The organism is Microtetraspora sp. NBRC 13810 (assembly GCF_030268685.1).
Lineage (GTDB): Bacteria > Actinomycetota > Actinomycetes > Streptosporangiales > Streptosporangiaceae > BSRQ01.
This window is the reverse complement of record NZ_BSRQ01000003.1, coordinates 293,393-318,734: the sequence shown is the minus strand read 5'-3', so window position 1 is coordinate 318,734 and position 25,342 is coordinate 293,393. Positions and strand designations below refer to the sequence as shown.

The window sequence follows — 25,342 nt, the reverse complement described above, 5'->3', positions numbered from 1 at the left end:
TGCATTCCTTCATCATCTTCCCGAACGCTGGGCCAGCCAGCCGGCGGCCCCGGTCAGCGCAGGCTGGGGGTCCACGATCACATACGTCGAGATCGCGCCGAGGTAGTCGCCGAGCTTCGGGGTCGCCTCGAACCTGGCGCGGAAGTCGCTGCCGCGCAACCGGTCCAGGATGCGCGGCACGATGCCGCCGCCCAGGTAGACCCCGCCGCGCGCGCCTAGGATCAGCGCGATGTTCCCCGCGAAGCTCCCCAGCAGCGCGCAGAACACGTCCAGCGCCCGCCCGCTGAGGGTGTCGCCGTCCGCCGCGCGGGAGACGATGTCACGCGCCGCGAGCTGTTCCGCGTCCACCCCGTGCACCAGCGCCAGCGCGTGGTGCAGCCGGCTGAGCCCCGGGCCGGACAGCAGGTGCTCGGCCACGACGTGCGGCATCCCCTGCGTGTGCAGCGCGCGCACCACGTCCAGCTCCAGGTCGGTCACGGCGGGGGCGGTCGAGTGGCCGCCCTCCGACGGGATCGGCACCCAGCCCTGCTCCGCCCGGACCAGCCCGCCGACCCCGAGGCCGGTACCCGGCCCGAGCACCGCCTTGATCTCTCCCAGCCGCCCGTCGCCACCCGGCCCGGCCGGGCCTCCCAGCGGCTCCAGGTCGTCCGCGCCGAGGTGGGGCAGGGCCAGCGCGAGCGCCTCGAAGTCGTTGAGCAGGTGCGCGTTCGGCAGGCCCAGGTCGTGCGCGGAGCCCGACCAGCCGGCGTTGGTGAGGTGGTAACGGTCGCCGTCCACCGGACCCGCGATCGCGATGCAGGCCGCGCCCGGCCGAACTCCGCCCGCATGCTCTGCGAGATAGGCGGCTACGGCTTCGGGCAGGCCCTCGTGATCGGCTCCGTTGAGCACGGCGATCGTCTCCGGCCGCCGTCCCGGCCCGGAGACCAGGCCGAAACGGGCGTTCGTGCCGCCGACGTCGGCGACCAGCCAGGGATAGGCGTAAACGGTCACTCCGCGGCGCCGTTCATGGCGAAGATCCCGGCGCCGCGCTCGGCGGGCCCCGCCGCCGCCCGGAAGGCGGCGAACAGCTCCCGCCCGGTGCCCACCCACTCGCCGTCGGTGAGCGGCCGCCCCTCGGGGGTACGGCGGGCCAGCTCCTCCTCCGGGACGAGCAGGGTGAGCGTGCCCCGCGCCGAGTCGAGCCTGATCGGGTCGCCGTCGCGGACGAGGGCGATCGGGCCGCCGCGCGCCGCCTCGGGCGAGAGGTGGATCGCCGCGGGCACCTTGCCCGACGCGCCGGACATCCGGCCGTCGGTGACGATCGCCACCCGCTGCCCCCGGTCGAGCAGCACCGCGAGCGGCGGGGTGAGCTTGTGCAGCTCGGGCATGCCGTTGGCGCTCGGACCCTGGTAGCGGATCACCGCCACGAAGTCCCGGCCGTCCAGCTCGCCCGCCTCGAAGGCGCGCAGCAGCTGCGACTGGTCGTCGAAGACCTTCGCCGGGGCCTCGATCACCAGGTGTTCCCGCTTGACCGCCGACACCTTGCTGACCGCCCGGCCGAGGTTGCCGTCGAGCATGTGGATGCCGCCGTCGGCGGAGAACGGCTCGGCGACCGGGCGCAGGACGTCGAGGTCGCCGCTGGGGTCGGTCCGCTCCTCCCAGACCAGCGCGTCCTCCTTGAGCACCGGCGCGGAGCGGTAGTGGGACAGGCCGCGGCCGGCCACGGTGAGCACGTCCTCGTGCAGCAGCCCGGCGTCGAGCAGGTCGCCGATCAGCACCTGCATGCCGCCCGCGTCCCGGAAGTGGTTCACGTCGGCCTCGCCGTTGGGGTACATCCGGGTGAGCAGCGGCACGACCTTGGACAGCGCGGCCAGGTCGTCCCACAGCAACTCGATGCCCGCCGCCGCGGCGATGGCGACGAGGTGCAGCGTGTGGTTGGTGGACCCGCCGGTGGCCAGCAGCGCGACGGCGGCGTTGACCAGCGCCTTCTCGTCCACGACCCGGCCGACCGGGGTGTACTCCGAGCCGTGCGCGGTCAGCTCGACCGCCCGCGCCGCCGCCGCCTCGGTCAGGGCCCGGCGCAGCTCGGTGTGCGGGTTGACGAAGGTGGAGCCCGGCAGGTGCAGGCCCATGACCTCCATGAGCACCTGGTTGGAGTTGGCGGTGCCGTAGAAGGTGCAGGTGCCGGGGGAGTGGTAGGAGCCGGCCTCGGCGTCGAGCATCTCGTTCCGGCTGATCTTGCCTTCGGCGAAGAGCTGGCGGCTCCTGGCCTTGGACTTGTTCGGCAGGCCGGAGGTCATCGGCCCGGCGGGCACGAAGACGGCGGGCAGGTGGCCGAAGTGCAGCGCGCCGATGAGCAGGCCGGGCACGATCTTGTCGCAGACGCCCAGCATCAGGGACGCGTCGAACATGTCATGCGACAGCGCGATCGCCGTGGCCATCGCGATCACCTCACGGCTGTAGAGCGACAGCTCCATGCCGGCGCGGCCCTGGGTGATCCCGTCGCACATCGCGGGCACCCCGCCCGCCACCTGCGCGACGCCGCCCGCCGCGCGGACGGCCGCCTTCAGGACCGGCGGGTACGTCTCGTAGGGCTTGTGCGCCGACAGCATGTCATTGTAGCTGGTCACGATCGCGACACCCGGCTTGGCCGAGCCGCGCAGGTCCAGCTTCTCCGCCGCGGGGCTGGCCGCGAACCCGTGCGCCAGGTTGGCGCAGCCGAGGGACGTGCGCGCGGGGCCGCGCAGCGCGGCCTCCTCCGCCGCCGCGTCGAGCCGCGCCAGGTAGCCGGTGCGCCGGGCCAGGCTGCGCGCGCGCAGCCGCTCGGTGACCTCTTCGACGACGGGGTTCATGCGAGTTCCTCCTCGTGCCAGGCGCGGCCGCTGCGGGCGAGCAGTTCGTGGGCCGACGGGGGGCCGTAGCTGCCCGCCGGGTAGGGCTCGGGCGGCGTGCCGTACGACTCCCAGGTGGACAGGATGGGGTCGATCCACTGCCAGGCGGCCTCCACCTCGTCGCGCCGCATGAAGAGCGTGGGGTTGCCGGCCATCACGTCCATGAGCAGGCGCTCGTAGGCGTCCGGCACCCGGCTGGCGAAGGTCTGCGCGAAGCTGAGGCTGAGCGGCACGGGACGCAGCGCGACCTCGCCCGCGCCCGGCTCCTTGGCCATGATGTGCAGATGGATGCCCTCGCTGGGCTGGAGCCGCAGCACCAGCCGGTTGGGGGTGCCGCCCGCGAAGATCGAGTGCGGCACGTCCTTGAACTGCACCACGATCTCCGAACGCCGGCTCGGCAGCCGCTTGCCGGTGCGCAGGTAGAACGGGACGCCGGCCCACCGCCAGTTCTTCACCTCGGCGCGGATCGCGGCGAAGGTCTCCACCCGGTGGGACAGCTCGGTGGGCGGCGTGCTGGCCGGCTCGTCGAGGTAGCCCGGCATGCCGGGGGCGGCGGAGTACTGCCCGCGCACGGTGAACCGGTCGACCTCGGAGCCGGTGATCGGCCGCAGCGACTGGAGCACCTTGACCTTCTCGTCGCGGATCGACTCACGGTCGTTGCGCGAGGGCGGCTCCATGGCCACCAGGCAGAGCAACTGGAGCAGGTGGTTCTGCACCATGTCGCGCAGCGCGCCGGCGTGGTCGTAGTAGCCCCTGCGGCCCGGCGTGCCGACCGTCTCGGCGGCGGTGATCTGCACGTGGTCGATCCAGAGCGAGTTCCAGATCGGTTCGAGGAAGGCGTTGGCGAAGCGGAGCACGAGCAGGTTCTGCACGGTCTCCTTGCCCAGGTAGTGGTCGATGCGGAAGATCTGCGACTCTTCGAAGATCTCGCCGACCTCGTCGTTGATGCCCTGGGCGCTGGCCAGGTCGCGGCCGAGCGGCTTCTCCAGCACCACCCGCGAGCGCGGCGTCACCAGCCCGGCCCGGTGGGCCTGGCGGCAGAACGGGCCGAACGTCATCGGCGGGCTGGCCAGGTAGAAGATCCGGTCGCGCTCCTCCTGCCCGGCGAGCAGCTCGCGCACGGCCGACCAGCCGGCCGCCTCGGGGCCGTCGCCGCCGGTGACGTCCAGCGAGACGTGGTGCAGCCGGAGGAGGAAGCGCCGCCACCCCTCGGGGTCGCCCGCGGGCACGGTGCCCGCGCCGCGTACCTCGGCGTCCACCTTGCCGCGGAAGTCGGCGTCGGTGAGCCCGCCCCGGGACAGGGCGATCACCCGCGTCTCCGGCGCCAGCCGGCCGTCGCGGTCGGCGTGATAGAGGGCGGGGAGCAGCTTGCGCATCGAGAGGTCGCCGGTACCGCCGAAGACGATCAGGTCGGCGGAGTGCGGGGCTGCGGTTGACGGCAAGGGGGACACGGCCAGGCTCCGAATGATCTAACACGAGAGGACAGAACGGACACTAGTCAGATCTTTGGCTGGATACAACCCGAGTTTTGCTATTCGAGATGAATAAGTCGTGACTTCTCATAGCCGAAGCTGGTGTGGTTGACTGAACCGATGCCTAGACGTTCCGCTGCCGCGCTCGCCACGAGCGGTGAGGTCTTCCGTCTCATCAGGACGGGCGAGGCCGTGACGCGCGCCGAGATCGGCAGGGTCACCGGGCTGTCCCGGCCCGCCGTCGCGCTGCGCGTGACCGAGCTGCTCGACCGCGGCCTGATCGTCGAGGACACCGAGGGCCCCTCCACCGGCGGCCGCCCGCCCGCCCGGCTGGCCTTCAACGCCGCGGGCGGGGTCGTGCTGGTCGCCTCGCTCGGCGCCAGCAGGACCCAGATCGCGGTGTGCGACCTGGCGGGCCGGGTGCACGCCCGCGAGGACCTGGTGATCGACGTCGAGGAGGGTCCGGGCGTCGTCCTGCCGCTGCTGCTCGACACCTGGGAGCGGCTGCTCGCCGCGCTGCCCGGCGCCGGGGTGCGCGGGGTGGGCATGGGCGTGCCGGCCACCGTGGAGTTCGCGGCCGGCCGTACGGAGAGCGCGCGGGTGATGGCGAGCTGGACCGGCGTGGTCATCCCGCCGATCATCGCCCAGCGGTTCCCCGTCCCGGTCTTCGTGGACAACGACGTGAACGTGATCGCCATCGGCGAGCACCACGCCGCCTACGCCGGCGAGGTGGACGACCTGCTGTTCGTGAAGATCGCCACCCGGATCGGGTCCGGCGTCATCTCCGGCGGGCGGATCCTGCGCGGCGCGCTGGGCGCGGCGGGCGAGATCGGGCACATCCCGGTGCGGGACGGCGGGGGAGTGCTGTGCCGGTGCGGCAACGTCGACTGCCTCGACTCGGTGGCCAGCGGCACCGCGATCCTGCGCGACCTGCGCGCCCGCGGGCGCGAGGTGTCGGCACTGCCCGACGTGGTGGCCCTGGTGCGCGCGGGCGACGCGGAGACGATGGCGGTGATCCGCGACGCCGCCCGCAAGCTCGGCGAGGTGGTGGCCAGCGCGGTCAACCTGCTCAACCCGGCGGTGGTCGTGCTCGGCGGCGACGTCGCGGAGGCGTTCCAGCCGCTGGTGTCGGGGGTGCGGGAGGTCGTCTACCGCCGCTCGACCGCGCTGGCCACCCGCAACCTGCGCATCGAGCGCAGCCGGCTCGGCCCGGGGGCCGGCATCACCGGCTGCGCCGTGATGGTGCTGGAGCACATCCTGTCGGCCGAGGCGGTCGACGCGGCGATGGCGGCGCCCTTCCCGGGCGAGCAGGGGTCAGGGGCGGCCGTGCTGGATCAGGCGGTGCAGGGCGCCTTCTAGCCCGTGCGAGGTCGAGATCGGCTCCGGCCAGGGAAGCCGGATCAGGGTCGGGTCGTCGATCCCGGAGCGCACGGTGACGCCGTAGCGGTCCGTCTCCCAGCCTCGGCGCGAGCAGGTGCGGGTGCCGGTGGACGAGCAGCTCGTCGTCGAGCACTACTCTCGCTGAGCCCGCGCCACCGCCGTCCGGGCGGGGGCCAGGTCGTCCTCGTCCGCCCGCCCGGTCGGCAGGCTCGCGCGCAGCTCGCGGAGCTCGGCGCGCACCGCCGACAGCTCCGCGAGCACCGCCGCGCCGGCGTCCTCACCGGCCTGCACCGCGGCCTCCACCTGGTCCTCGTCCATCGCGCTCACCACCACGGCGACGAAGAGGTTGAGCATCACGAAAGTGCACACCAGGACGAACAGGACGAAGAACACCCAGGCGGTGGCGTGCTCGGCCATCACCTCCCGGGTGATGTCCGACCAGGCGTCCCCGGTCATCATCTGGAACAGCGTGAACAGCGAGGTCGGCAGCGTGCCGAAGTACTCCGGGGCGGTCGCGCCGTACAGCTTGGTGCTCATCACCGACGCGACGTAGAGCACGAGGGCGAGCAGCACCACGATCGAGGTCATCCCGGGGACCGCCGTCAGCAGCGCCGACACCACCCGGCGCAGGCTCGGCACCATGGAGATCAACCGCAGCGCGCGCAGCACCCGGAGCGCGCGAAGCACCGACAGGCCGCCCGCGGTCGGCAGCAGCGAGATGACCACGATGATCGCGTCGAACAGGTTCCACGGGTCGCGCGGGAACCGGGCGCCGTAGACGTAGACCTTGACGAGCAGCTCGGCCACGAAGACGGCCAGCGCCACGTGGTCGATCACGGCGAGCAGCCCCCCGTACGACGCCACGGCCTGCGCCGAGGTCTCCAGCCCGAGGGTCACCGCGTTGACCACGATGACGGCGATGACGAACCGCTGGAAGCCGTTGGACTCCACGGCCGCGCGTGCGCGTTCCCGCATCGGCGAGGGTTCTCCTGGGGGTCGGGGAGGACAGCGACGCGTCAAGATCTTAGTGACCCGGCCGCGGTGACGGAGTGGCGGCCCCGCACCGGGCCGCCCGCTAGGCGGCCACCGTCCCCCTCCTGGGCAGCAGGACGAAGGCGCCCAGGTAGAGGACGGCGGCCACGATCAGCAGCCCCTGGTAGCCGACCAGCAGCGCGAGGTACTCCAGGCAGCCGCCGACCATCGCGCCCAGCAGGTTGGCGCCGAAGGCGAGCGTGCCGTCCGAGCTCTCGGCGAAGCGCTTGGCGAAGACCACGTTGGCCGCGAAGATCGGCAGGAAGGCCACCGCGACGGCGGCGACGGCGCGCAGCGGCAGCGGGAGGGACAGCAGCCACGCGTTCGGCACCAGCCAGGCCAGCAGCAGCCCGGCGGCGAGCACGCCGTACATGACGGGCACCGGCGGCGTGCGGAAGCGGCGGGTCACCTCGACCGCGGCCAGCACCGCCACCAGCACGCCCGCGAACACGATCGCGTTGACCACCCACGTGGTGCCGAACAGCAGCGCGAACCCGGTCACGCTCTTCGTCTCCAGCAGCAGGAAGCCCACGCCGAGCAGGAACAGGTCGCCGTAGGGACGCATCCGGGAATAGGGGCCGGCGACCACGCGCACGGCCAGCAGGCTGACGATCAGGATGAGGACCAGGGTGATCACGTAGAGCTCCGGGATCGTCCGGTCCTTCAGGTAGAGGAAGGGCCGGTCGTCGCCGGTCGGCGGCGGGGTGCCGGCGGCCGGGCCGGTCCACGCCGCGCCGCACCGCTGGTCCCGCGCGGTGAGGCCGGCCGTGATCACGGCCTGCTGCCCGGCCTCGGTGACCACGTCGACGCAGGGCGCGTGCCCGAAGGCGTCTCGCATGGTGGCCGCCAGCCGGTCCACCAGCCACCGCTCCCGGTAGTAGTTGTACATCGAGAACGCCCCGCCGGGCTTGAGGTGCGCGCGGGCGGCCTCCATCGCCTCCCGGGTGAACAGGTAGCTCTCCAGGCGCAGCGAACTGGCCCCCGAGACCAGGGTGAGCGAGTCGGGCAGCGCGAAGAGGATCAGGTCGTACTTCTTGCCGGTGCGCTCCAGGAAGGCCCGGCCGTCGGCCACGTGCGTGGTGACGCGCGGATCGTCGTAGGGCCGGTCGGGATGGGACTCCCTGCCGATGCGCAGCAACTGCGGGTCGATCTCGACCGCGTCCACCCGCCGGGCGCCCTCGCGGAGCGCGATGGCCACGTCGGTGCCGCTGCCCGCGCCCACGATCAGCACGTCGCCGAGCCGCCCGGAGGCCGCCGCCCGCTCGTACGGCAGGGCGTACTGCCGCTCCAGCTCCAGCCGCCGCTCGGCGGGGACGGCCCGCTGGTGCGGGATGCCGTTCACCTTGATGTCCAGGACGGGCACGCCGTAGTCGTCCAGCCGCTCGGTGGTCACCTTGTAGTACGGCGACCACAGCGCCCCGGCGGCCACCGTCTCCACCGCGAGCGCCGTCACCACCACCAGCGAGGGCACCAGCACCAGCAGCCGCCCGGGCAGCCCGCGCGGCCACAGCAGCGCCACGTAGGCGACCGCGGCCACCACCCCCCAGACCACCGGCGGCGCGCTGAGGAACGACAGCGCGGTGAACAGCGCGATGCCGGTCAGGCTGCCGATCAGGTCGTAACGGTAGGCGTCCAGCCGGGGCAGCTCGGGGAAGCACCGCCCGACCAGCTCCGCCGGGCCCATCAGCACGACCGCCGCCGCGCAGAAGATGATCGGCAGGATCAGCCACGCGGGCGGCCCGGTCGTGGCCAGGCTCGTCCAGTACAGGACGCCCTCGGTCTCCCGGTCCACGGTCACCGGGAAGCGCAGGATGATCAGCACCAGCGCGGCCAGCGTGATCGCCGAGTAGTACGGCTGCCGCCTCGTCCGGCCCACCCGCAGGAACCCCAGCCCGATGCCGAGGAACGACCCGAGCAGCACGAAGTTCGTGAAGTAGCTCAGGTGCACGATGTTGGAGCCGGTCCACCGGATCAGCGCCAGCTCCAGGAAGAGCATGAACGCGCTGGCGGCGACGAGCCGCGGACGCACGGGCATCCAGTGGGCCGGCTGCCCGGGGGAGTGGGGGGTGGTCGGCGACTGGGCCGGAGCTGTCATGGGGGCAACCGTAGTGAACCCGGCACGCCTCGCGCGAGCATCGGCCGATCTTCGCGCGTACCGGACGGGCGGGGTTCACGGGTCCGTCCGGGGCGGGCGCGCCGGGCGTCCCGCCGTCGCGGGGGCGCTCGTCCGGGGGGGGCGGCTCACGGGTCCGTCCGGGGCCCTGCGACAGGTGTGCGGGCCAGGCGGGGCCTGCGACGGGTGTGCGGGCCGGGCGGGTTGGCGGCCTGGTTCCGGTGGGGCCGCGGGCCCGCCCGGCGCGCACAGGCGTGCCGGGCGGTGGCGGGGGTCACGAGCAGAGCTGGTCGAGGCTCTGCGCCGAGTCGCCCTTCGTCGCGCCCACCGCGGTGGGGGTCCGCTTCGGCGTGGGCTTGGCGGCGGAGCGGGACGGGCCGGGGGAGGTGCCGGTGGCGCCGGGGGAGGCGGTCACGTCCGCGGCGAGGGCGCGGCGGGCCGGCCGCACCGACTGGGTCAGCGCCCGCCTGGTCTCCTTGCGGATCTTCATCCAGTCGGCCGCGCCCGGCCAGATCAGCGGCGGCACGAACTGGAGGCTGGTGATCTTGGCGCTGCGCACCTTGAGCGCGAGGTCGGCGAGGTGCTCCAGCAGGTCGCGCGGGATGTCGGTGCTGGCCAGCTTCTTCGCCGCACCGGCGATCTTGCTGAAGTTGGCGAGCACCACGTCCGGGGTGGCCTGCTGGGCGAAGGCGCCGATGACGCACCGCTGGCGGGCCATCCGGGAGAAGTCGTCGCTGCCGACCCGGGAGCGGCCGTACCACAGCGCCTCCTCGCCGGAGAGCTTGCGGTAGCCGGCCTTGATCGTGCCGGCGGTGCCGTACAGGCCGCCCCACTTCACGTCCTGCTCCACCCGGATCCGCAGGCCGCCGATGGCGTCCACCAGCGCGGCGAAGCCGTACATGTTGACCAGTGCGTAATAGTCGATGTGCAGGCCGAGCGTGTTGCCGATGGCGTCCTTCAGCGCGCGCGGGCCCTGGTGCCTGCCGCCCATGACGGCGGGGTTCTCCTCGGCGTACTGCCACACGGCGTTGAGCAGGCCGCCGTTGGGGTCCTCGGCGTAGAAGCCGTTGGGGAACTGCCGGTGCAGCGGGCTGGCGGCGGGGAAGCGCACGTGCTGGAGGTTGCGCGGCAGGCTGAACATCACCGTGTTGCCGGTCTTCACGTCCACGCTGGCGACGTTCATGCTGTCGGTCCGCACGCCGACCCGGTCCCCGGCGGCGTCCCCGCCGATGAGCAGGAAGTTGACCCGGGTCTTGCCGTTCCACGGGTCCTCGTGCTTGACCGGCGCGGCGGTGCCGGCCGGGTCGCTCGGGAAGATCGTGTTGGCCAGGTCGCGGGCGGTGAGCACGCTGTTGGCGGTGAACGCGAAGGGCGCCGTGACGATCACGCACAGCAGGCCGACCGCGATGCCGGAGACGATCTGCCCGGTGCCGTTCAGCCGGTCGGGCTTCAGGGTGATGTAGGAGCTGAGCACCAGCAGGAACCACAGCAGCGCGCCCACGCCCGCCAGGACCGCCACGGTGAGCAGCAGGCTGTCCCGCAGGGCGATGCCGACGTTGTCCAGGTTGGCCAGGGTGAAGCCGACGGCGCCCAGCAGCATCGCCACGAAGACGCCGAGCAGGATGAACCCGGTCCGCCGATGTCCCGCCCGCAGGTGCGCGGCGCCGGGGACCACCGCCGACAGGGCGGTCCAGCCGACGATCGAACCGGCGGTCAGCCGCTTGCCGTACCGGGGCCCCGCCGGGGCGGGGCGGCGGGCGGCGGGGGGCTCTCCCGGTCCTTCGGCGGCGGCGGCCCGCCCGGAGGGGGCGCCGGGCCCGGAGGCGGCGGCCTGGCCGGGAGCGGCGGCCTGCGCGGGGGTGGCCTGTGTGGGGGTGGCCTGGCCGGAGGCGGCGGCTTGTCCGGGGGTGGTGGCCTGGCCGGGGGTGGTGGGACGCCGGGAGGAGGCGGCCTGCCCGGCGGGGTCGCGGGGGGCGGAGCGCCGGCCGGGGGCGGGCTCCTCGTCCTCGGCGGGCTGGCCCGCGGGGCCGGTGGGCCGGGGTGTGCGGCGGCGGGAGTCGTGGCCGTCCGGGGTCTGACCGGAGCGCCGCGCCGAGCGTTCGGCGGGGCGGGGTCGGGGTCGGGGGCGCGGCTTCCCGCCGTCGTCGGCAGGATCCCCCGGGGTCTGGCGCATCTCACACCGCTCTTTCGTCCATCGTGCAAACTCCCGGTCAACCAGGCAAAACGCGCCTTTAGGCCCCCGTTGCCCGGACAATTGCCCAGGATTCTAGTCCCCATACCTGGACATCAATGACACATGACCAATCTGGGGTGAATGACCCGTTAATCTACGGCGTCCGCTTCTCCGGCGCCAGCCAGGCCGTACACCGGAGAGTCGGCCCCCCGGAGTGGTCGACGGGCACCCGCGCCGCCCGCCCGCCACGGTCGCGGCCGGCGCCCGCCGGGGGCGGGTGGCGGCGGGAACCCCGGTGGCGCAGGTGGTCCCGGTTCAGGTGCGGGAAAACGGGCCTGGCGTGGCCCGACGTGCGGATGATCGGCCGCCGCCCCGCGCCCGGCCGTCCGGGTCAGCGGACAGTCTCGGACCTTTGCCGAATTTAGGGCAGAAGCTTACTGATTTATCATCCGTCACGGATGTAGCCCTAAATGATTACGCTCTGAAATCATCCGAGGTGATCTCCGCAATGTTCCGGACCGGGCCGCGTGTCGTGTCCTAGCTTCATTGGCATGAATCTGCAGCAGCTCCGCTACGTGGTAGCGACGGCGGAGCACCGCACCATGACAGACGCTGCCAGGTCGCTCTACATCGCGCAGCCCGCGTTGTCCCGCGCGATCAGGGACCTGGAGCGTGAACTCGGGATGACGTTGTTCGCGCGTTCCGGGCGTGGCGTGGTCGTCACCGCACAGGGGCGCCGAGTCGTCAAGCTAGCCAAGGAGGCATTAGACGCAGTCCACGAGATCGAATCGCTCGCCAGCCATGGCCGTTCGGCCGATACGGAGCTCCGTATCGCCTCGACCCCGAGCCTGGAGCCGGGGCTCGCCGGGCGGCTGCTGCCCGCGTACACCGAGAAGAACCCGGCGGTACGCGTGCACATCGTGCGCTGTGACGGAAGGGACGGCGTGGTGAGCGCCGTCAGGGACCAGCGGGCCGATCTTGGCCTGACCGACCTGCCGGTCCCCACCGACCTGATCAGCCATCCACTGGAACGCCAGGAGGTCGTCCTGATCTCACCTCCCGGCCTCGACCTGCCCGACACCGTGCCGATGGCCAGGCTCACCGGCATGCGGCTGGTGCTGCCCCCCAGGGGGAGCGCCCGGCGCAGGGAGTTCGACCAGATGTTCGCGAAGTACGGCGTGCGGCCGGTGTCGGCCGCCGAGACCGACGAGCGGGGCGGCTGGCTGTCGCCGGTGCGCGCGGGGGTGGGTTCCCTGCTGTGGTACCGCGGCATGGCCGAGCAGGCTCTGCGCGCCGGGCTGGTGGTCCGCTCGCTGGACCCGCCGGTGAGACGGGTGATCGCCATCGTGCACGCCCGTCGCCGCCTCCCGGGGATCGTCCAGGACTTCCTGGCGCTCGCCGAGGGTGGCACCGCGGCTTAGCCGCGTTCGTCCTGATCGCTCCACGGAGCGTTCCAACTCCGGTGCCGGGTGGGGCGGCACCGACGGCGATCAGTGACCGCGCGAGGCGGTAGGCTCACATCGATGTCTACTCTGCGCCTCGCCGGCAGGGAGTTCCGCGACGGAGAGTTCGCGGTGATGGCGGTGGTCAACCGCACTCCCGACTCCTTCTTCGACCGGGGCAGGACCTACGGCTTCCAGGCCGCGCTCGACGCGGTCGACCAGGCCGTCGCGGGCGGCGCCGACATCGTCGACATCGGCGGCGTCAAGGCGGGCCCCGGCGACGACGTGGACGCCACGGAGGAGATCCGCAGGGTCGCCGACCTGGTGGCCGCCGTCAGAGAGCGGCACCCGTCCCTGATCATCAGTGTGGACACCTGGCGCGCCGAGGTGGGCGAGGTCGTCGCCGAGGCGGGGGCCGACCTGCTCAACGACACCTGGGGAGGCGTCGATCCCGGCCTGGCGCAGGTGGCCGCCCGGCATGGCATCGGCCTGGTCTGCGCGCACGCCGGACGGGTCGCGCCGCGTACCCGCCCGCACCGCATCGCCTACGCCGACGTGGTGCGCGACGTGGTCGAGTACACCACGGAGCTGGCCGAGCGCGCGGTGGAGCAGGGGGTGCGCAGGGAGGCGATCCTCATCGACCCGGCGCACGACTTCGGCAAGAACACCTGGCACTCGCTGGAGGTCAGCCGCCGGCTGGGCGAGATGGTCGCCACCGGATGGCCGGTGCTCGTGGCCGTCTCCAACAAGGACTTCGTCGGCGAGACCCTCGGCGGCCTCCCGGTGCGGGAGCGCCACGCCGGCACCCTCGCCACCCTCGCGGTCTCCGCGTGGCAGGGGGCCCGGGTCTTCCGCGTGCACGACGCCGCCTCCGCCCGCGCCGCCCTCGCCGCGGTGACCGCGCTCAGGGCGGCCCCGGACCCAGGCCGGGTCCCGGACTAGACGGGTGGCCGGTCGGCGCCGATGCTCTGGCCGTGCCGGAAGAAGTTGCCCGGGTCGTAGTGTCGTTTCACCCCGACCAGGCGGGCGTAGTTGCCGCCGTAGTAGGACTCCCACCATCGGGGCAGCTCGTGGTGCGGGAAGTTCACGTAGGCCCCCGGCGCGGGCAGCGCGGAGCGCAGCCTGAGGTAGAGCGTGCTCACCGCGCGGACGGACCGGTCGACCACGTCCGCGGCGGCGCCCGCCGTCCAGTCGGCGCGCACGTTCATCATGAACGTCGCCCTGCGGTGCGCGAAGGCGGTGTCGGACGGCCCGCGCTGCGCCGCCGCGCCGCCCATCGCGAAGAGCACGACGCTGCACCCGTTGCCCGCGCCGCCCGGCCACGACTCGACCCAGTCGGCCACCGCCTCCACGGCCTCGTCCCCCGGCCACCCGTACGGCGTCAGCGAACGGCTGTCCGCCGCCTTGCCCGGTTTGGCGGGCGACAGCAGGTGGTCCTGGGTCTGCCAGAAGTGCCGCTGCTCGAACAGCTGCAAGGTGGGCCGCAGGGCGAACAGCGGGGCGAGGAGCCGCCGGGCCGCCTCCTGGTCGCCGAGGTACTGGCCGAGGAGCGCCAGGGTGGGGGCGGCGGCGCCGCCGGTGTTGGCGAAGCCGACCCAGACGTCGAGGTCGTTCGCCCGGTCCCGGTCGATCACCGTGCGCAGCGCCCGGAAGAGGCGCACGGCGTCGCGCACCTGCAAGGTGAGGTCGAAGACGGTGGCGACCTGGTCGCCCACCGGGACGGCGTCGAAGACCAGCTCGGTGTTGATCCCGAAGTTGCCCCCCGCGCCGCCCCGGCACGCCCAGAACAGGTCGGCGTTCTGCCGCTCGCTGCACCGGACCAGCTCCCCGCCGGCGAGCACGACCGACGTCTCCAGCAGCCGGTCGCAGCCGAGCCCCCACTTGCGGTCGTTGAAGCCCACGCCGCCGCCGAGCGTGACGCCGGCCACGCCGGTGCCCGCGCAGCGCCCGCCGGGGGTGTAGAGGTTCAGGGCGCGCGCCTCGTAGATGTGCGCGTTGAGGGCGCCGCCGCCCAGGGTGAGCAGGGTGGCGCCGCCGGGTCTCCGGCGCGCGGAGACGGAGTTCATCCGCCGCATGCTCAGCAGCAGCCCGTAGGTGGTCGACTGGCCGGCGAAGTTGTGCCCGCCGGTCCTCGGCACCAGCGGCACCCCGTGCTTGGCCGCCCATCTGACCGCCGCCTGCACGTCGCCGGCGGTGGCGCAGGCGACGATCCCGGCCGGCTGCACGACGGCGTACCTGGGGTTCCACGGCGCGGCCAGGGCGTCGAACCCGGCGTCGGAGGGCCGGAAGATCCCGGCCCCCGGGCTGATCCACCTGGCGAGCTCACGCCAGGCCGCCGGGTCCGGGGCGAAGGGGGCCGGGGGCGCCTGGGGTGCGGCGGCGGCCGGGCTCTCCGCCACCAGCCCGGCGGCGAGCCCCGCCGTGGTGATCCGCGCTCCCAGGCGCAGAACGTCGCGCCGGTCCATCCGCCCGCCCATCGAGCCTCCCCTGCAACCACGCCGACCATGCGTACCGTGACTCACGGTAACCGGAGGGGTGTTATCCGGCGGGGAGCCCGAAAAGGGCGTGTCCGGCGATATGAGGGATGGGTGACTCAGGCCGGATTTGAGGGGACTTAGAGGCGGTGCCGGGGCGGTTGTCAGGAGTACATGACCGACAGGAAGCGCACGAGCACCGCCTCGCGTACGGACGCGGGCAGCGCGTCGAGCACCGCGTTCACCGTCGCCATCTCCGGGGCGGCGCCGTCCTCGCCCCCCGCGCCGATCGAGACCCCCGCCGCGGCGGCCAGCCCGGCGAAGGCCGCGTCGTCCAGCGACTCCAGGTCCAGGCCGGCGACCGCCTCGACCAGGCCCTCGGGCAGCCGCACCGGGCCGCGCTCGCGGGCGGCCAGCGCGGAGTCCTCGATCACCTTCAGCAGCTCCTCGACGCCGTCCAGAGTGGCGCCGGTGACCGTGATGTGCAGGTTGGCGGGGATGCCGGCGTACGACAGCTGGGGCTGGAGGAACCAGCCGCGCCTGCGCGCCTCGTCGGAGAGCACGAACACGTCCACCTCGGCCGACCCGGCGACGGACACCAGCGACGAGTCCGGCTCGCCGAGCACCCGCAGGCCCGGGATCGCCCCGACGCCCCGGCGCAGCCGCCTCGCCGCCTCCAGGGTGTCCCGGCCCAGCCGCAGATAGCCCTCCCTGCCGAGCGCCTGGAGCGTCGCCCAGGCGCCGCCGAGCGGCCCGGCGGTCCGGGAGCTCTGCACGGTCGCGTTGATGACCGTGTACCCGGGCCAGGCGGCGGAGGCGTAGTAGGCACGGCGGCGCAGCGCCGGGTCGGCGAAGAGCACCACCGACGCCCCCTTGGGCGCGTAGCCGAACTTGTGCAGGTCGCAGGAGAGCGAGGTGACCCCGGGCACCGACAGGTCGAACGCGGGCACCTCCGCCCCCGCCTCCCTGAGCCAGGGCAGCAGCCAGCCGCCGACGCACGCGTCCACGTGGCACAGGACGCCCCGCCGCGCCGCGGCCGCCGCGATCTCGGCCACCGGATCGATCACGCCCTGGGGGTAGGACGGCGCCGAGGCGACCACGAGCACGGTGTCGTCGTCGATCGCCGCCGCGATCGCGGCCGGGTCGGCGCGGAAGGTCTCCGGGTCCACCGGCGTGGGCACGACGTCCAGGCCGAGGTAGTGCGCCGCCTTGTGGAAGGCGGGATGCGCGGTCACCGGCAGCACGATCCGCGGCCGGCCGGCGACCGGCCGCGCGTCCCGCGCCGCCTTCACCGCCAGCATGATCGACTCGGTGCCGCCGGAGGTGAAGACGCCGTGCCCGCCGCCGAGCAGGTCCGCCACCGCGCCGACGACCTGCTTCTCCATCTCCACGATGCTCGGGAAGGCGGTCGGGTCCAGGCAGTTGACCTCCAGCATCTCGGCGTAGGCGCGCGCCGCCGCCTCGTGCACGCCGGGCCGGCCGGTGTCGTAGACGTAGGCGGTCACCTTGCCGCCGCGCACCGGCAGGTCGCCCTCCTTCATCCTGGCCAGTTCGGCGAGCAGGTCCTCGGTGGTCCGGCCGGTCTGCGGCAGTCCGGGGGTCAGTCCGGGGGTCACGTGTCTCCTTGGCTGGGGGCGGTCAGGGAGGGTCTCCGGGCAGGCCCAGGATGCGGTGCACCATGCCGTGCAGGTGGGCGCGGAACCGGCGCAGCGTCCGCGGGTCGGAGAAGCCGAGCCGGCGACCCTGCTCGTCCAGCATCCCCGCGGTGGCGAAACCCTGGACGCACCAGACCACCGACCGCAGCGCGTAGGGCAGATCGACCTTCTCGTCGATGTCCCCGCCGGCCAGCGCCGGCGCCATGGCGTCCAGCACCATCGCGATCAACGGCTTGGCGTAGCGCCCTTCCAACTCGGTCAGGTCGGCCGCGTCGGCGAGCCAGCGGTGGATCCACAGCGCCGCGACATCCGGGTTCTCCGCGCAGAAGTCGAGGTATCTGTCCAGCGTGCCGTGCACGACCGCGGAGGCCGAGCCGGGGGCGTCCCGGCCGGGGCCGGTGAACTCGGCGATGGCGGCGGCGATCGCGGCCCGCTCCGCGTGGTGCGCGCGGTCCATCACCGCGAGGTACAGCTCCCGCTTGCCGCCCACCGCGCGGTTGACGGTCGCGAGGTCGAGACCGGCCGCCTCGGCGATCTGCGAGGTGGACGTCCCGTCGTAGCCGAGCGCGGCGAACAGCCGGGTCGCGACCCGCAGAATCGTCTCGGCCTGCCTCCCGTCGGCGCATGTCATGCCAGGGACGGTAGTCCCGGTGACATACCCGGTCAATCGGGGAATCGGTCAAGAAGCCGATCAGGAACCGGGCCGGCGGCGAGCGGGAGCCGTACCACGGCGCGCAGGCCGGGCCCGGCGTCCTCCAGGTGCACGGCGCCGCCGTGCGCCCGCACGGTCTCCCGCACGATGGCGAGCCCCAGCCCGGCCCCGCCCTCGTCCCGGCTGCGCGCGCTGTCCAGGCGGGTGAAGCGGTCGAAGACGCGCTCCCGGTCGGCCTCGGGGATGCCGGGGCCGTCGTCGGTCACGCTGATCACCGCGGTCGTGCCGCCGCCGCGCAGCCCCACCCGCACCTCCCCGGAGGCGTGCCGCACCGCGTTGTCGATCAGGTTGGTGAGCACCCTGCCCAGGTCGAGGGCGTCGCCGGTGACCGTGAGGCAGGCGTCGTCCCCGCCGGTGTCGCGGGTGACCGGGACGGGGGCCTCGCCGTAACGCTCGACGCTCTGCCGTACGAGGTCCTCCAGGTCCACCGGCTCGCGGCGGGCCGGGCTGCCGCCGCGCTCGTCGAGGCGGGCCAGCGCCAGCAGGTCCTCGGCCAGCCGGGAGAGCCGCAGGGTGTCCTCCAGGACGCCCTCCGCGGTCTCCCGCCAGATCTGGCCCTCCGGGTGGCCGAGCGCCACCTCCAGTTGCAGCCGGATGCTCGCCAGCGGGCTGCGCAGCTCGTGCGCGGCGTCGGAGACCAGGGCCCGCTGGCGCGCGTCGGCGGCCTCCAGCCGGGCGAGCATGTCGTTCAGCGTCGTCGCCAGGCTGTGCACCTCGTCGTGCGCCTCGGGCACCGGCAGCCGCCGGGACCGCGCGGTGTCGCTGATCTCGGTCGCCCCCCTGCGCAGCTCGGCGATCGGCCGCAGGGTCCTGCCGATGATCATCCAGCTCGCCCCCGCCAGCAGCACGATCAGGATCGGCGTGCCCGCCACCAGCACGTGCCCGGCCGTGACCAGGCTCGTCTCCACCTCGGCGAACGACCGCGCCGCGATCACCGTCCGCCCGCCGTCCGCGCTCACCGCCAGCACCCGCAGCGGCCCGGGGATCCCGTACGGCCGGCCGTCCAGGAAGCGCGCCCCGTCGGAGCGGACCGCGGCGGCCCTGGCCGCGGGGCCGAGCAGCGGGACGAGCCGGTCGGTGCCCACGGTGGCGTGCGTGATCCGGCCCCGCGCGTCGATCACCTGGATCATCGTCCCGTCGGGACTGCTCAGCTCGGGCGGCAGCCGCCCGGCGTCGGCGTCGACGCGCACCTGGTTGGCCCGCAGGTAGGCCGTCTCGTCGATGGTCGCGGTCAGGGACCGGCCGAGCACGCCGACCAGCGACCACGCGGAGGCGGCCAGCGCGAGCGCCAGCACGGCCGAGGCGGTGGACGTCAGCCGGAAGCGCAGGCTCTGCCGCCGCCACCAGCCGAGCGGGTCGGCCGCCACCTCAGCCGCCGTCCCCGGCCAGCCGGTAGCCCGCGCCGCGCACGGTCTGCAGGGCGTTCCTGCCGAAGGGCACGTCGATCTTGCGGCGCAGGTAGCCCACGTAGACCTCGACCACGTTGGGATCGGTGTCGTAGGTGTCCCACACGTGCTCCAGGATCTCGCTCTTCGACACCACCTCGTCGTGGTGGCGGAGCAGGAACTCCAGCAGCGCGAACTCGCGCGGCGTCAGCTCGACCGCCCGCTCGCCGCGCTTCACCCGCCGCCGCGCCGGGTCGAGCTCCAGGTCGCCGGCCCGCAGCACGGCGGGCCGCCGCCCGGCGTCGCGGCGCAGCAGCGCCCGCAGCCGGGCGACCAGCACCACGTACGAGAACGGCTTCGTCAGGTAGTCGTCCGCCCCGAGGTCGAGCCCGTCGGCCATGTCGTACTCGCCGTCCTTGGCCGACAGCATCAGGATGGGGACCCAGTTCTCCTCCGCGCGAAGCTGCTTGCACACGTTGTAGCCCGACAGGCGCGGCAGCATGATGTCCAGCACGACCACGTCGTACCGGCCCACCCTGGCGAGATGCAGCCCCTCCTCGCCGTCGTGCGCGAGGTCGACCGCGAACCCCTCCGCCTGCAGCCCGCGCTGGAGCGCCGCCGCCATCCTGCGTTCGTCCTCGACGACGAGAACCCGCATGCGCCCGATTCCTCCCACGCCCGTGTGCTGTAGCCCTCCCATCCTGGCCGGGTCCGCCTGAGACGGCGCTGAGAAGGCCGGGATAGCGCCCGCGGCCCTCTCAGGAACACGCTACGGGCAGGTCATCTCTCCCGGCCCCTTGGCTTGAGTGTGCTGGTGGGGAGCGCGGGGGCGGGCAGCGGGGGGCCGTCGAAGCCGTGCACGACGCCGAGCGCGCCGGAGGCCCACTCCTCGCGGAAGGCGACGATCTCGTCGTGGCCGCGGCCCACGAAGTTCCACCACATGACGATCTCCTCCGCGAACGGCTCGCCGCCGAGGAGGAGCACCCTGGCCGGGCGCCGCGCGCTCAGCGCGAGCTCGGAGCGGCCGTCGCCGAGGTACAGCAGCGGGCCGCCGGCCAGCGTGACCGCCCCCTCGGGGGCGTCCCCGTCCGCCTCCACCTCGCCGGACAGCACCAGCAGGGCGTGCTCGAAACCGGGTTCGAGCGGCAGCCGGATCTCCCCTCCCGCGTCGAGGCGCACCTGCGCCCCCACCAGCGGCGTGTACACCCCGGCGGGGGACGCGGCGCCGCCCAGCTCACCCATGATCACCGTCACCTCGGCGCCCGGCGCGGAGAGCACGGGCAGCTCGGGGTGGTGCTCGAAGTGCGGCGCGACGTGCCGATGCGCGCCGGGCAGCGCCACCCACAGCTGCGCCCCGTGCAGCACCGGTGTGCCCGGCGAGGACTCCTCGGAGTGCGCGATGCCCCGCCCGGCCGTCATCAGGTTGAGCCGTCCGGGGGTGACGAGCTGCTCGGTGCCCACCGAGTCGCGGTGCAGCACCTCGCCCTCGACCAGCCAGCTCACCGTCTGCAGGCCGGTGTGCGGGTGCGGCGGGACGCGCATCACCGCGCGCTCGGGCCCGTACAGGTCGGCGAAGCACCACGCGCCGACCATCCTGCGCCCGCGGGTGGGCAGCGTGCGGGTGACCCTCATCGCGCGCGGCCCGCCGAGCGCGACGTCCCGGCCGTCCAGCAGGTCGCGCGCCGGCCCGGTCAGGACGGCCGCGCGACCGCCGCACACCGCCTCCCGCGGATCACTCTCGAGGTTGCTCATCCCCCGAATGTACGGCCGGGCGCCCCGCCGCCCGCGGGGAGGCGGGGCATCGGCCGTCCGGCACGGGCGGGGGAGCCGGAGCCGGGCGGATGCTCCCGTCGTCGCCGTCAGACGTCGACGGGGCCGCCGCTGCGCCAGTAGACGCCCGCCTGGCGGTCCAGCAGCCCCTCCTCCACCAGATAGCGGCGCAGGGCCGCGAAGTCGTCGTGGAAGGCGAGCAGGACGTCGTTGACCTGCTGTTCCGGGTAGTGCACGCCGGGTTCGAAGGACTGGGCGATGTGGCCGAGCACGACGCGCCGCTTGGAGAGCCGGGTGGGGATCGCCCGGAGCCGCCCGTCGATGAGGAAGGTCCGCAGGATGCGGTCCTCTTCGTCTGCTGGAGTGGTCATGGGTCCGTTCTGTCGTGAGAGGCGGGGATCGTCAGCCGGCGAGGCGGGCGGGGAAGCCGCCGGTGGCGACGGGGCCCCAGGAGACGGGGGTGATCCGCAGCAGCGACTTGCCCTGACGGTGCATGGCCGCGCGGTAGTCGTCCCAGTCGGGATGCTCGCCGGATATCACCCGGAAGTATTCCACCAGCGGCTCCAGCGCCTCCGGCATGTCGAGCACCTCGGCCTCGCCGTCCACCTGCACCCAGGCCCCGCCGAAGTCGTCGGACAGCACCACGACGCTCACCCGCGGGTCGCGGCGGGCGTTGGCGGTCTTGGCCCGCTCGGGGTAGGTGGACACCACGATCCGCCCTTCGCCGTCGAGCCCGCAGGTCACCGGGGAAGCCTGCGGGCCGCCGTCGCGCCGCGTCGTGATCAGCAGCGCGTTGTGCCGGTCGCGGACGAAGTCGAGCAGCTGCTCGCGGGTCACGATGTCATTCGTGGCGATCTTCGGGCTCATGCCCTCCACTGTACGGTGAGCGGACGGTGCCCTGCTCCGGGCTCGGTCCGCCCCCGTTCCGGCCTGTCCCGGCCTGTTCCGGCTGTGGTCCGGACCCGGGGCGGGCGTGACGGTGGCGCGGGGCCGGGAGGGAAGATGTTCCGTGGCGAAAGGCCGACATCACCCTCACGGCGCTGAAAGCGGGGGCGATCCGGCCTAGGCTGGACGTGCGCCGCAGGCGATCTCGGGGTGGTTGTTGACGTCGTTACCTACTTTTCCTACAGTGTAAGTGGGTATTTAGGAGGAGACATGGGCCGGGAAGGACGTTCGTGGCCGCGCGCGGAGAGCCCGCTGGACGTCGCGGTCCAGGCCGGGCGATGGATCCGGTCGGCCGCCGTCGACGACGAGCGGGGGCGGTGGTGGCTCGGCAACCCCGATCCCCGGGGCGAGTCCGCCGTGGCCGGGCAGCAGCCCGCCTCGCTCTACGCCGGGGCCGCGGGCATCGTGCTGTTCTTCGTCGAACTGGCCGCGGCCACCGGGGACGACGGATACCTCGCGGACGCCGCGGCGGGCGCCCGCCGGCTGGCCGCCACCGTGCCCGCGCAGACCGACCTCACGCTCTACCACGGCCTCGCCGGCACCGCCTTCGCGCTGGCGGAGGCCGGCTGGGCCACCGGCGATGAGTCCTTCGAGGTGGCGGCGCGGGCCGCCGCCGACCGGATCGTCCGCCGGGTGCGCACCTTCGACGGCGGCCTGGGCTGGACCGGCGACCCGGCGCAGCGCGGCGACGGCGGGATCATCCTCGCCCTGCTGCACGCCGCGGGCATCCTCGGCGTCTCCGCCTACGAGGAGATCGCCGTCGAGGCCGGCACGCGCATCGCGGGCATGGTCGTGCCCGGCCACCGGTTCGGCAGGGACGGCTGCGCCGACCTGCCCGTGGACGCCGTGACCCCCGGTTTCCTGTCCGGCACCTCGGGGGCGGCCTTCCTGCTCGCCCGCCTCTACGGCGTGACCGGCGAGCGGCGCTTCCTCGACGCGGCCCGCCGCGGCGCCGACTTCGTCCGCACGGTCAGCGAGGTCGCCGGGCGCTGCGCCCTCGTCCCGCACCACGTGCCGCAGGGCAGGTCGCTGCACTACCTCGGCTTCTGCTCCGGCTCCGCCGGCGTGGCCCGGATGTTCTACGAGCTTTATCGCGTCACCGGCGACCCGGGCGACCTGGACTGGGTCGAACGGCTGGCCCTGGGCATCCTGCAGAGCGGCGTCCCGCACCGGGGGACCGCCGGGTTCTGGAACGTCGCCTGCCAGTGCTGCGGCGCGGCCGGCCTCGTGGAGTTCTTCACCGGGCTGTGGGCCGCCACCGGGCACGACCCCTACCTCGACTTCGCCGGCGTCCTCGGTGAGAACCTCGCCGGCCGCGCCACCGCGCACGACGGCGCCGGCTACCGCTGGTACCAGGCGTACCGGCGGCTGCGCCCCGGCGAGGTCACCGCCGACACCGGCTACATGGTGGGCGCGGCCGGGATCGGCGCCGCCCTGCTGCACCTGCACGCGGCGCACCATGAGGAGCAGAGCCGCCGGATGATCCTCTTCCCCGACAACCCCTTCCCCGCGATCCCGGTCCCGGCCGCCACGCTGCGCCGCCCGGGCTGACGGGTCCCGGGCGCGCATATCCGCCCGGGGGTCAGAGTCTCGCGGAGTCGCTGCAACTCGGGTCGCCGGCATCGGGGACGTCGAAGATCGCCGTCAGGTTGATGGAGCCGGCGCCCCGCGAGTAGTTCGGCTCGCGGAGCGTGCGCACCCCGTCCTCCGGACCGCCTTCGGGCCTGCCGACGGACGATGCGGGGCGTGGTCACCTGCTTGGACACGCGGGCACGCCGGATCGTGACATCCTGCGGGAGGGCCGGGTCTGCCGCGAGATCTCCCGGTCGTGAAGAAAACCTATGAACCCTACTGTTAGAGTGGGTTATGTGAGGGGGCGGCGTTTCAAGCATCGTCCAAGTCAGGGCAATGACCCGGCCAACGATTGGTGATTCCCGATGAGTGAACCCGTGGCGATGTCTACCCTCGGCCATGTGCTGATCAAAGACAACGACCCGAGGGTCCTCTCCCTGCTTCCCGATCCCGACCGCTCCGTCGTCGCGGTGACCGCGCCGCGGGCGGAGGCCGGACACTGGGCCGGGGCGCCGAGCGCGGTGGCGAGCGAGGGGATGGTCTATCTCGCCTACCGCCTGCGCCGCCCGGTCGGTGAGGGCCGCGGATACGCCGTCGCCGTCGCCCGTTCCGCCGACGGCGTGCGGTTCGAGACCCTGCTGACCATCGGCAGGGAGGAGATGGACGCCGAGTCGCTGGAGCGCCCCACCCTGGTCCGCACCCCCGAGGGCGGCTGGCGGCTCTACCTGAGCTGTGCCACGCCGGGCACCAAGCACTGGCGGGTCGAGGTGCTGGAGGCGGCCGACCCCGCCGGGTTCGACCCCGTCGACCGGCGGGTCGTGCTGCCGGGCGACGCCAAGACGGGCGTGAAGGACCCGGTCATCGTGCGGCACGGCGGCGTGTGGCACCTGTGGGCCTCCTGCCACCCGCTGGGCGACCCCGAAGAGGCCGACCGGATGGTCACCGACTACGCCACCAGCGTCGACGGCCTCGCCTGGACCTGGCACGGCACCGCCCTGGCCGGCCGCGCGGGCTCGTGGGACGAGCGGGGCGTTCGGGTCAGCGCGGTGCGGTTCGTCGAGGGCGGCGTGGTCGCGTTCTACGACGGCCGGGCCACGGCGGCGGAGAACTACGAGGAGCGCACCGGGGTGGCCTACGGCATCGACCCGGCCGCGCTCACCGCCTCCGGCGACGTCCCCGCCGCGGCCTCCGCGCACGCCGGGGGCGGGCTGCGCTACCTCGACATCGTCCCGCTGCCCGGCGGGCGCACGCGGCTGTACTACGAGCTGACCTGCCCGGACGGCTCCCACGAGCTGCGCACCGAGCTGCGCCACGCCGACTGACGGGGGCCGCGCGGAAACGGGCTCACAGAGCCCTGCGGGGGCGGCCGTTGCGGGCCTGGCGCTGGCCGCTCGGACGGTCGCCGACCAGGCCGCCCGAGCGCTCCCTGGGCCGCAGCCAGTCGCCGAAGTCCTCCCCGGTCACCTCCTGGAGCAGGGCGATGTCCCGGGCGAGGCCGGACAGCACCTCCCTGCGCTGCTCCCACGTGAGCGGCCGGCGCGGTCTGGCGCGCTGTTGCAGGCGCCTCTCCAGCGACTCGGTGAGCCCGGCGGCGAGCCCGGAGGGCAGCAGGGCGGCCCCGGCGCGCAGCGACCGGGACAGCACCCGGTGGGTGAGCGTCGGGTCCGGATGCGCGGTGACGTTCTCCCGGGGCACCTCGGTGATCACGCCCGGCGGCACGCCGAGGAAGACGCAGATCCGGTCGAGCGTGTCGGCCGGTCGGTCCACCAGGTCCCGGTACCGGAAGATCAGCACCTGCTCCCGCGGGAAGAGCGCGAACAGGTCCCGTAGCTGCTCGCCGTACCGGCCGAGGCCCGTGTAGTGCCAGAACGGCGCCCAGCCCGCGGCGATCCTGCGAGGCTCCTCGGCGCAGGCCCGCACGAAGTCGCCGATCGGCTCCAGGCCGGCCGACCACAGGTGGGTCCAGTTGGAGTGGGCCCGCTCGACCGGGTCCCTGAGCACCACGATCAGCCGCGCGCCCGGGATCTGCGCCCTGATCCGGCGTTGCGCCGCGCGGTCGTAGAGGTAGAACGGCGTGGACTCGCCGGTCAGCGTGCCCGGCGGGGCGCCGGCGAAGAGCGCGAGGTAGTCGTCCCTGCGCCACACGTGCTCGCGGTAGGTGTGCGCGTCCCCGGGGCCGCCGCGGGTGGGCGGCGGGCCGTCGGTGAGGAAGAACTTCGGCTCCTTCACCGGGGACATGTAGAGCGCCGGGTGCCGCGTCAGGGCGACATGCAGCGCCGTGGTGCCCGCTTTGGGCGCTCCGACGACCAGAAAGTTGGGCAGGGGCATCCTGGCATCCTCAAAATTA

The 25,342-nt window shown here is 73.6% G+C and carries 20 protein-coding genes; 5 read left to right on the top strand and 15 right to left on the bottom strand.

Features of this window, described 5'->3' with window-relative positions; translation table 11 throughout:
- Positions 1–12 precede the first annotated feature (12 nt).
- Genes glk through zwf form a run of 3 tightly spaced genes read right to left on the bottom strand, consistent with a single transcriptional unit; the run spans position 13 to position 4,312 of the window.
- A complete protein-coding gene (gene glk / locus QSK26_RS08575; RefSeq protein WP_285774461.1) occupies positions 13–990 on the bottom strand; it encodes a glucokinase in 978 nt (325 codons plus the stop codon).
- A complete protein-coding gene (gene edd / locus QSK26_RS08570; protein WP_285774460.1) occupies positions 987–2,831 on the bottom strand; it encodes a phosphogluconate dehydratase in 1,845 nt (614 codons plus the stop codon). The genes glk and edd overlap by 4 nt, the downstream gene beginning before the upstream one ends.
- Entirely contained in the window at positions 2,828–4,312 is a 1,485-nt protein-coding gene (zwf, locus tag QSK26_RS08565; protein WP_285774459.1) for a glucose-6-phosphate dehydrogenase, read from the bottom strand. Before zwf ends, edd begins: the two co-directional genes overlap by 4 nt.
- A gap of 150 nt (positions 4,313–4,462) precedes the next feature.
- On the opposite strand from zwf, the gene QSK26_RS08560 reads away from it, so the two are divergent.
- A complete protein-coding gene (locus QSK26_RS08560; protein WP_285774458.1) occupies positions 4,463–5,701 on the top strand; it encodes an ROK family transcriptional regulator in 1,239 nt (412 codons plus the stop codon).
- A gap of 153 nt (positions 5,702–5,854) precedes the next feature.
- Here QSK26_RS08560 and QSK26_RS08555 read toward each other — a convergent pair whose 3' ends face one another.
- The 3 genes from QSK26_RS08555 to QSK26_RS08545 form a co-directional block, all read right to left on the bottom strand.
- The gene (locus QSK26_RS08555) at positions 5,855–6,697 is read right to left on the bottom strand and encodes an ion transporter (RefSeq protein ID WP_285774457.1); all 843 of its coding nucleotides are present in this window, start codon (positions 6,695–6,697) and stop codon (positions 5,855–5,857) included.
- Positions 6,698–6,797: 100 nt separating this feature from the next.
- A complete protein-coding gene (locus tag QSK26_RS08550) occupies positions 6,798–8,849 on the bottom strand; it encodes a spermine/spermidine synthase domain-containing protein (RefSeq protein ID WP_285774456.1) in 2,052 nt (683 codons plus the stop codon).
- A gap of 292 nt (positions 8,850–9,141) precedes the next feature.
- Complete coding sequence (locus tag QSK26_RS08545; RefSeq protein ID WP_285774455.1) at positions 9,142–11,040, bottom strand: LCP family protein; 1,899 nt, start codon at positions 11,038–11,040, stop codon at positions 9,142–9,144.
- Positions 11,041–11,591: 551 nt separating this feature from the next.
- Between QSK26_RS08545 and QSK26_RS08540 the strand changes: the two genes are divergently transcribed.
- Positions 11,592–12,461, top strand: a complete 870-nt coding sequence (locus QSK26_RS08540; RefSeq protein ID WP_285774454.1) for a LysR family transcriptional regulator — start codon at positions 11,592–11,594, stop codon at positions 12,459–12,461.
- A gap of 102 nt (positions 12,462–12,563) precedes the next feature.
- Positions 12,564–13,424 carry a dihydropteroate synthase gene (gene folP, locus QSK26_RS08535; RefSeq protein ID WP_285774453.1) on the top strand — a complete coding sequence of 287 codons (861 nt, stop codon included), beginning with the start codon at positions 12,564–12,566 and terminating at the stop codon, positions 13,422–13,424.
- Here the strand turns inward: folP and QSK26_RS08530 are convergent.
- From QSK26_RS08530 to QSK26_RS08495, 8 genes are all read right to left on the bottom strand, one after another.
- Entirely contained in the window at positions 13,421–14,959 is a 1,539-nt protein-coding gene (locus QSK26_RS08530) for an FAD-binding oxidoreductase (RefSeq protein ID WP_285774452.1), read from the bottom strand. The two genes, folP and QSK26_RS08530, sit on opposite strands and share 4 nt — an antisense overlap.
- Positions 14,960–15,120: 161 nt before the next feature.
- Positions 15,121–16,497, bottom strand: coding sequence for a pyridoxal phosphate-dependent decarboxylase family protein (locus QSK26_RS08525; protein ID WP_285774665.1), 1,377 nt, complete (start codon positions 16,495–16,497; stop codon positions 15,121–15,123).
- Positions 16,498–16,594: 97 nt separating this feature from the next.
- On the bottom strand, positions 16,595–17,242 hold the full coding sequence (locus QSK26_RS08520; protein ID WP_285774451.1) for a TetR/AcrR family transcriptional regulator: 648 nt from the start codon (positions 17,240–17,242) through the stop codon (positions 16,595–16,597).
- Positions 17,243–17,274: 32 nt separating this feature from the next.
- On the bottom strand, positions 17,275–18,690 hold the full coding sequence (locus QSK26_RS08515; protein WP_285774450.1) for a sensor histidine kinase: 1,416 nt from the start codon (positions 18,688–18,690) through the stop codon (positions 17,275–17,277).
- A 1-nt stretch (position 18,691) separates the two neighbouring features.
- Positions 18,692–19,366, bottom strand: coding sequence for a response regulator transcription factor (locus QSK26_RS08510; RefSeq protein ID WP_285774449.1), 675 nt, complete (start codon positions 19,364–19,366; stop codon positions 18,692–18,694).
- A 122-nt stretch (positions 19,367–19,488) separates the two neighbouring features.
- Positions 19,489–20,460 (bottom strand): pirin family protein, encoded by a 972-nt coding sequence (locus QSK26_RS08505; RefSeq protein WP_285774448.1) that lies wholly within the window; start codon positions 20,458–20,460, stop codon positions 19,489–19,491.
- A gap of 107 nt (positions 20,461–20,567) precedes the next feature.
- Positions 20,568–20,849, bottom strand: a complete 282-nt coding sequence (locus tag QSK26_RS08500; protein WP_285774447.1) for a DUF2087 domain-containing protein — start codon at positions 20,847–20,849, stop codon at positions 20,568–20,570.
- A gap of 31 nt (positions 20,850–20,880) precedes the next feature.
- The gene (locus QSK26_RS08495) at positions 20,881–21,345 is read right to left on the bottom strand and encodes a PPOX class F420-dependent oxidoreductase (protein ID WP_285774446.1); all 465 of its coding nucleotides are present in this window, start codon (positions 21,343–21,345) and stop codon (positions 20,881–20,883) included.
- 288 nt (positions 21,346–21,633) lie between these two features.
- Here QSK26_RS08495 and QSK26_RS08490 point away from each other — a divergent pair, with 288 nt between their 5' ends.
- Positions 21,634–22,974, top strand: a complete 1,341-nt coding sequence (locus tag QSK26_RS08490) for a lanthionine synthetase LanC family protein (RefSeq protein WP_285774445.1) — start codon at positions 21,634–21,636, stop codon at positions 22,972–22,974.
- Between the two features lie 422 nt (positions 22,975–23,396).
- Entirely contained in the window at positions 23,397–24,317 is a 921-nt protein-coding gene (locus QSK26_RS08485) for a glycoside hydrolase family protein (RefSeq protein ID WP_285774444.1), read from the top strand.
- Positions 24,318–24,339: 22 nt separating this feature from the next.
- On the opposite strand, the gene QSK26_RS08480 is transcribed toward QSK26_RS08485, so the two are convergent.
- Positions 24,340–25,323, bottom strand: a complete 984-nt coding sequence (locus QSK26_RS08480) for a sulfotransferase family protein (RefSeq protein WP_285774443.1) — start codon at positions 25,321–25,323, stop codon at positions 24,340–24,342.
- Positions 25,324–25,342 lie beyond the last annotated feature (19 nt).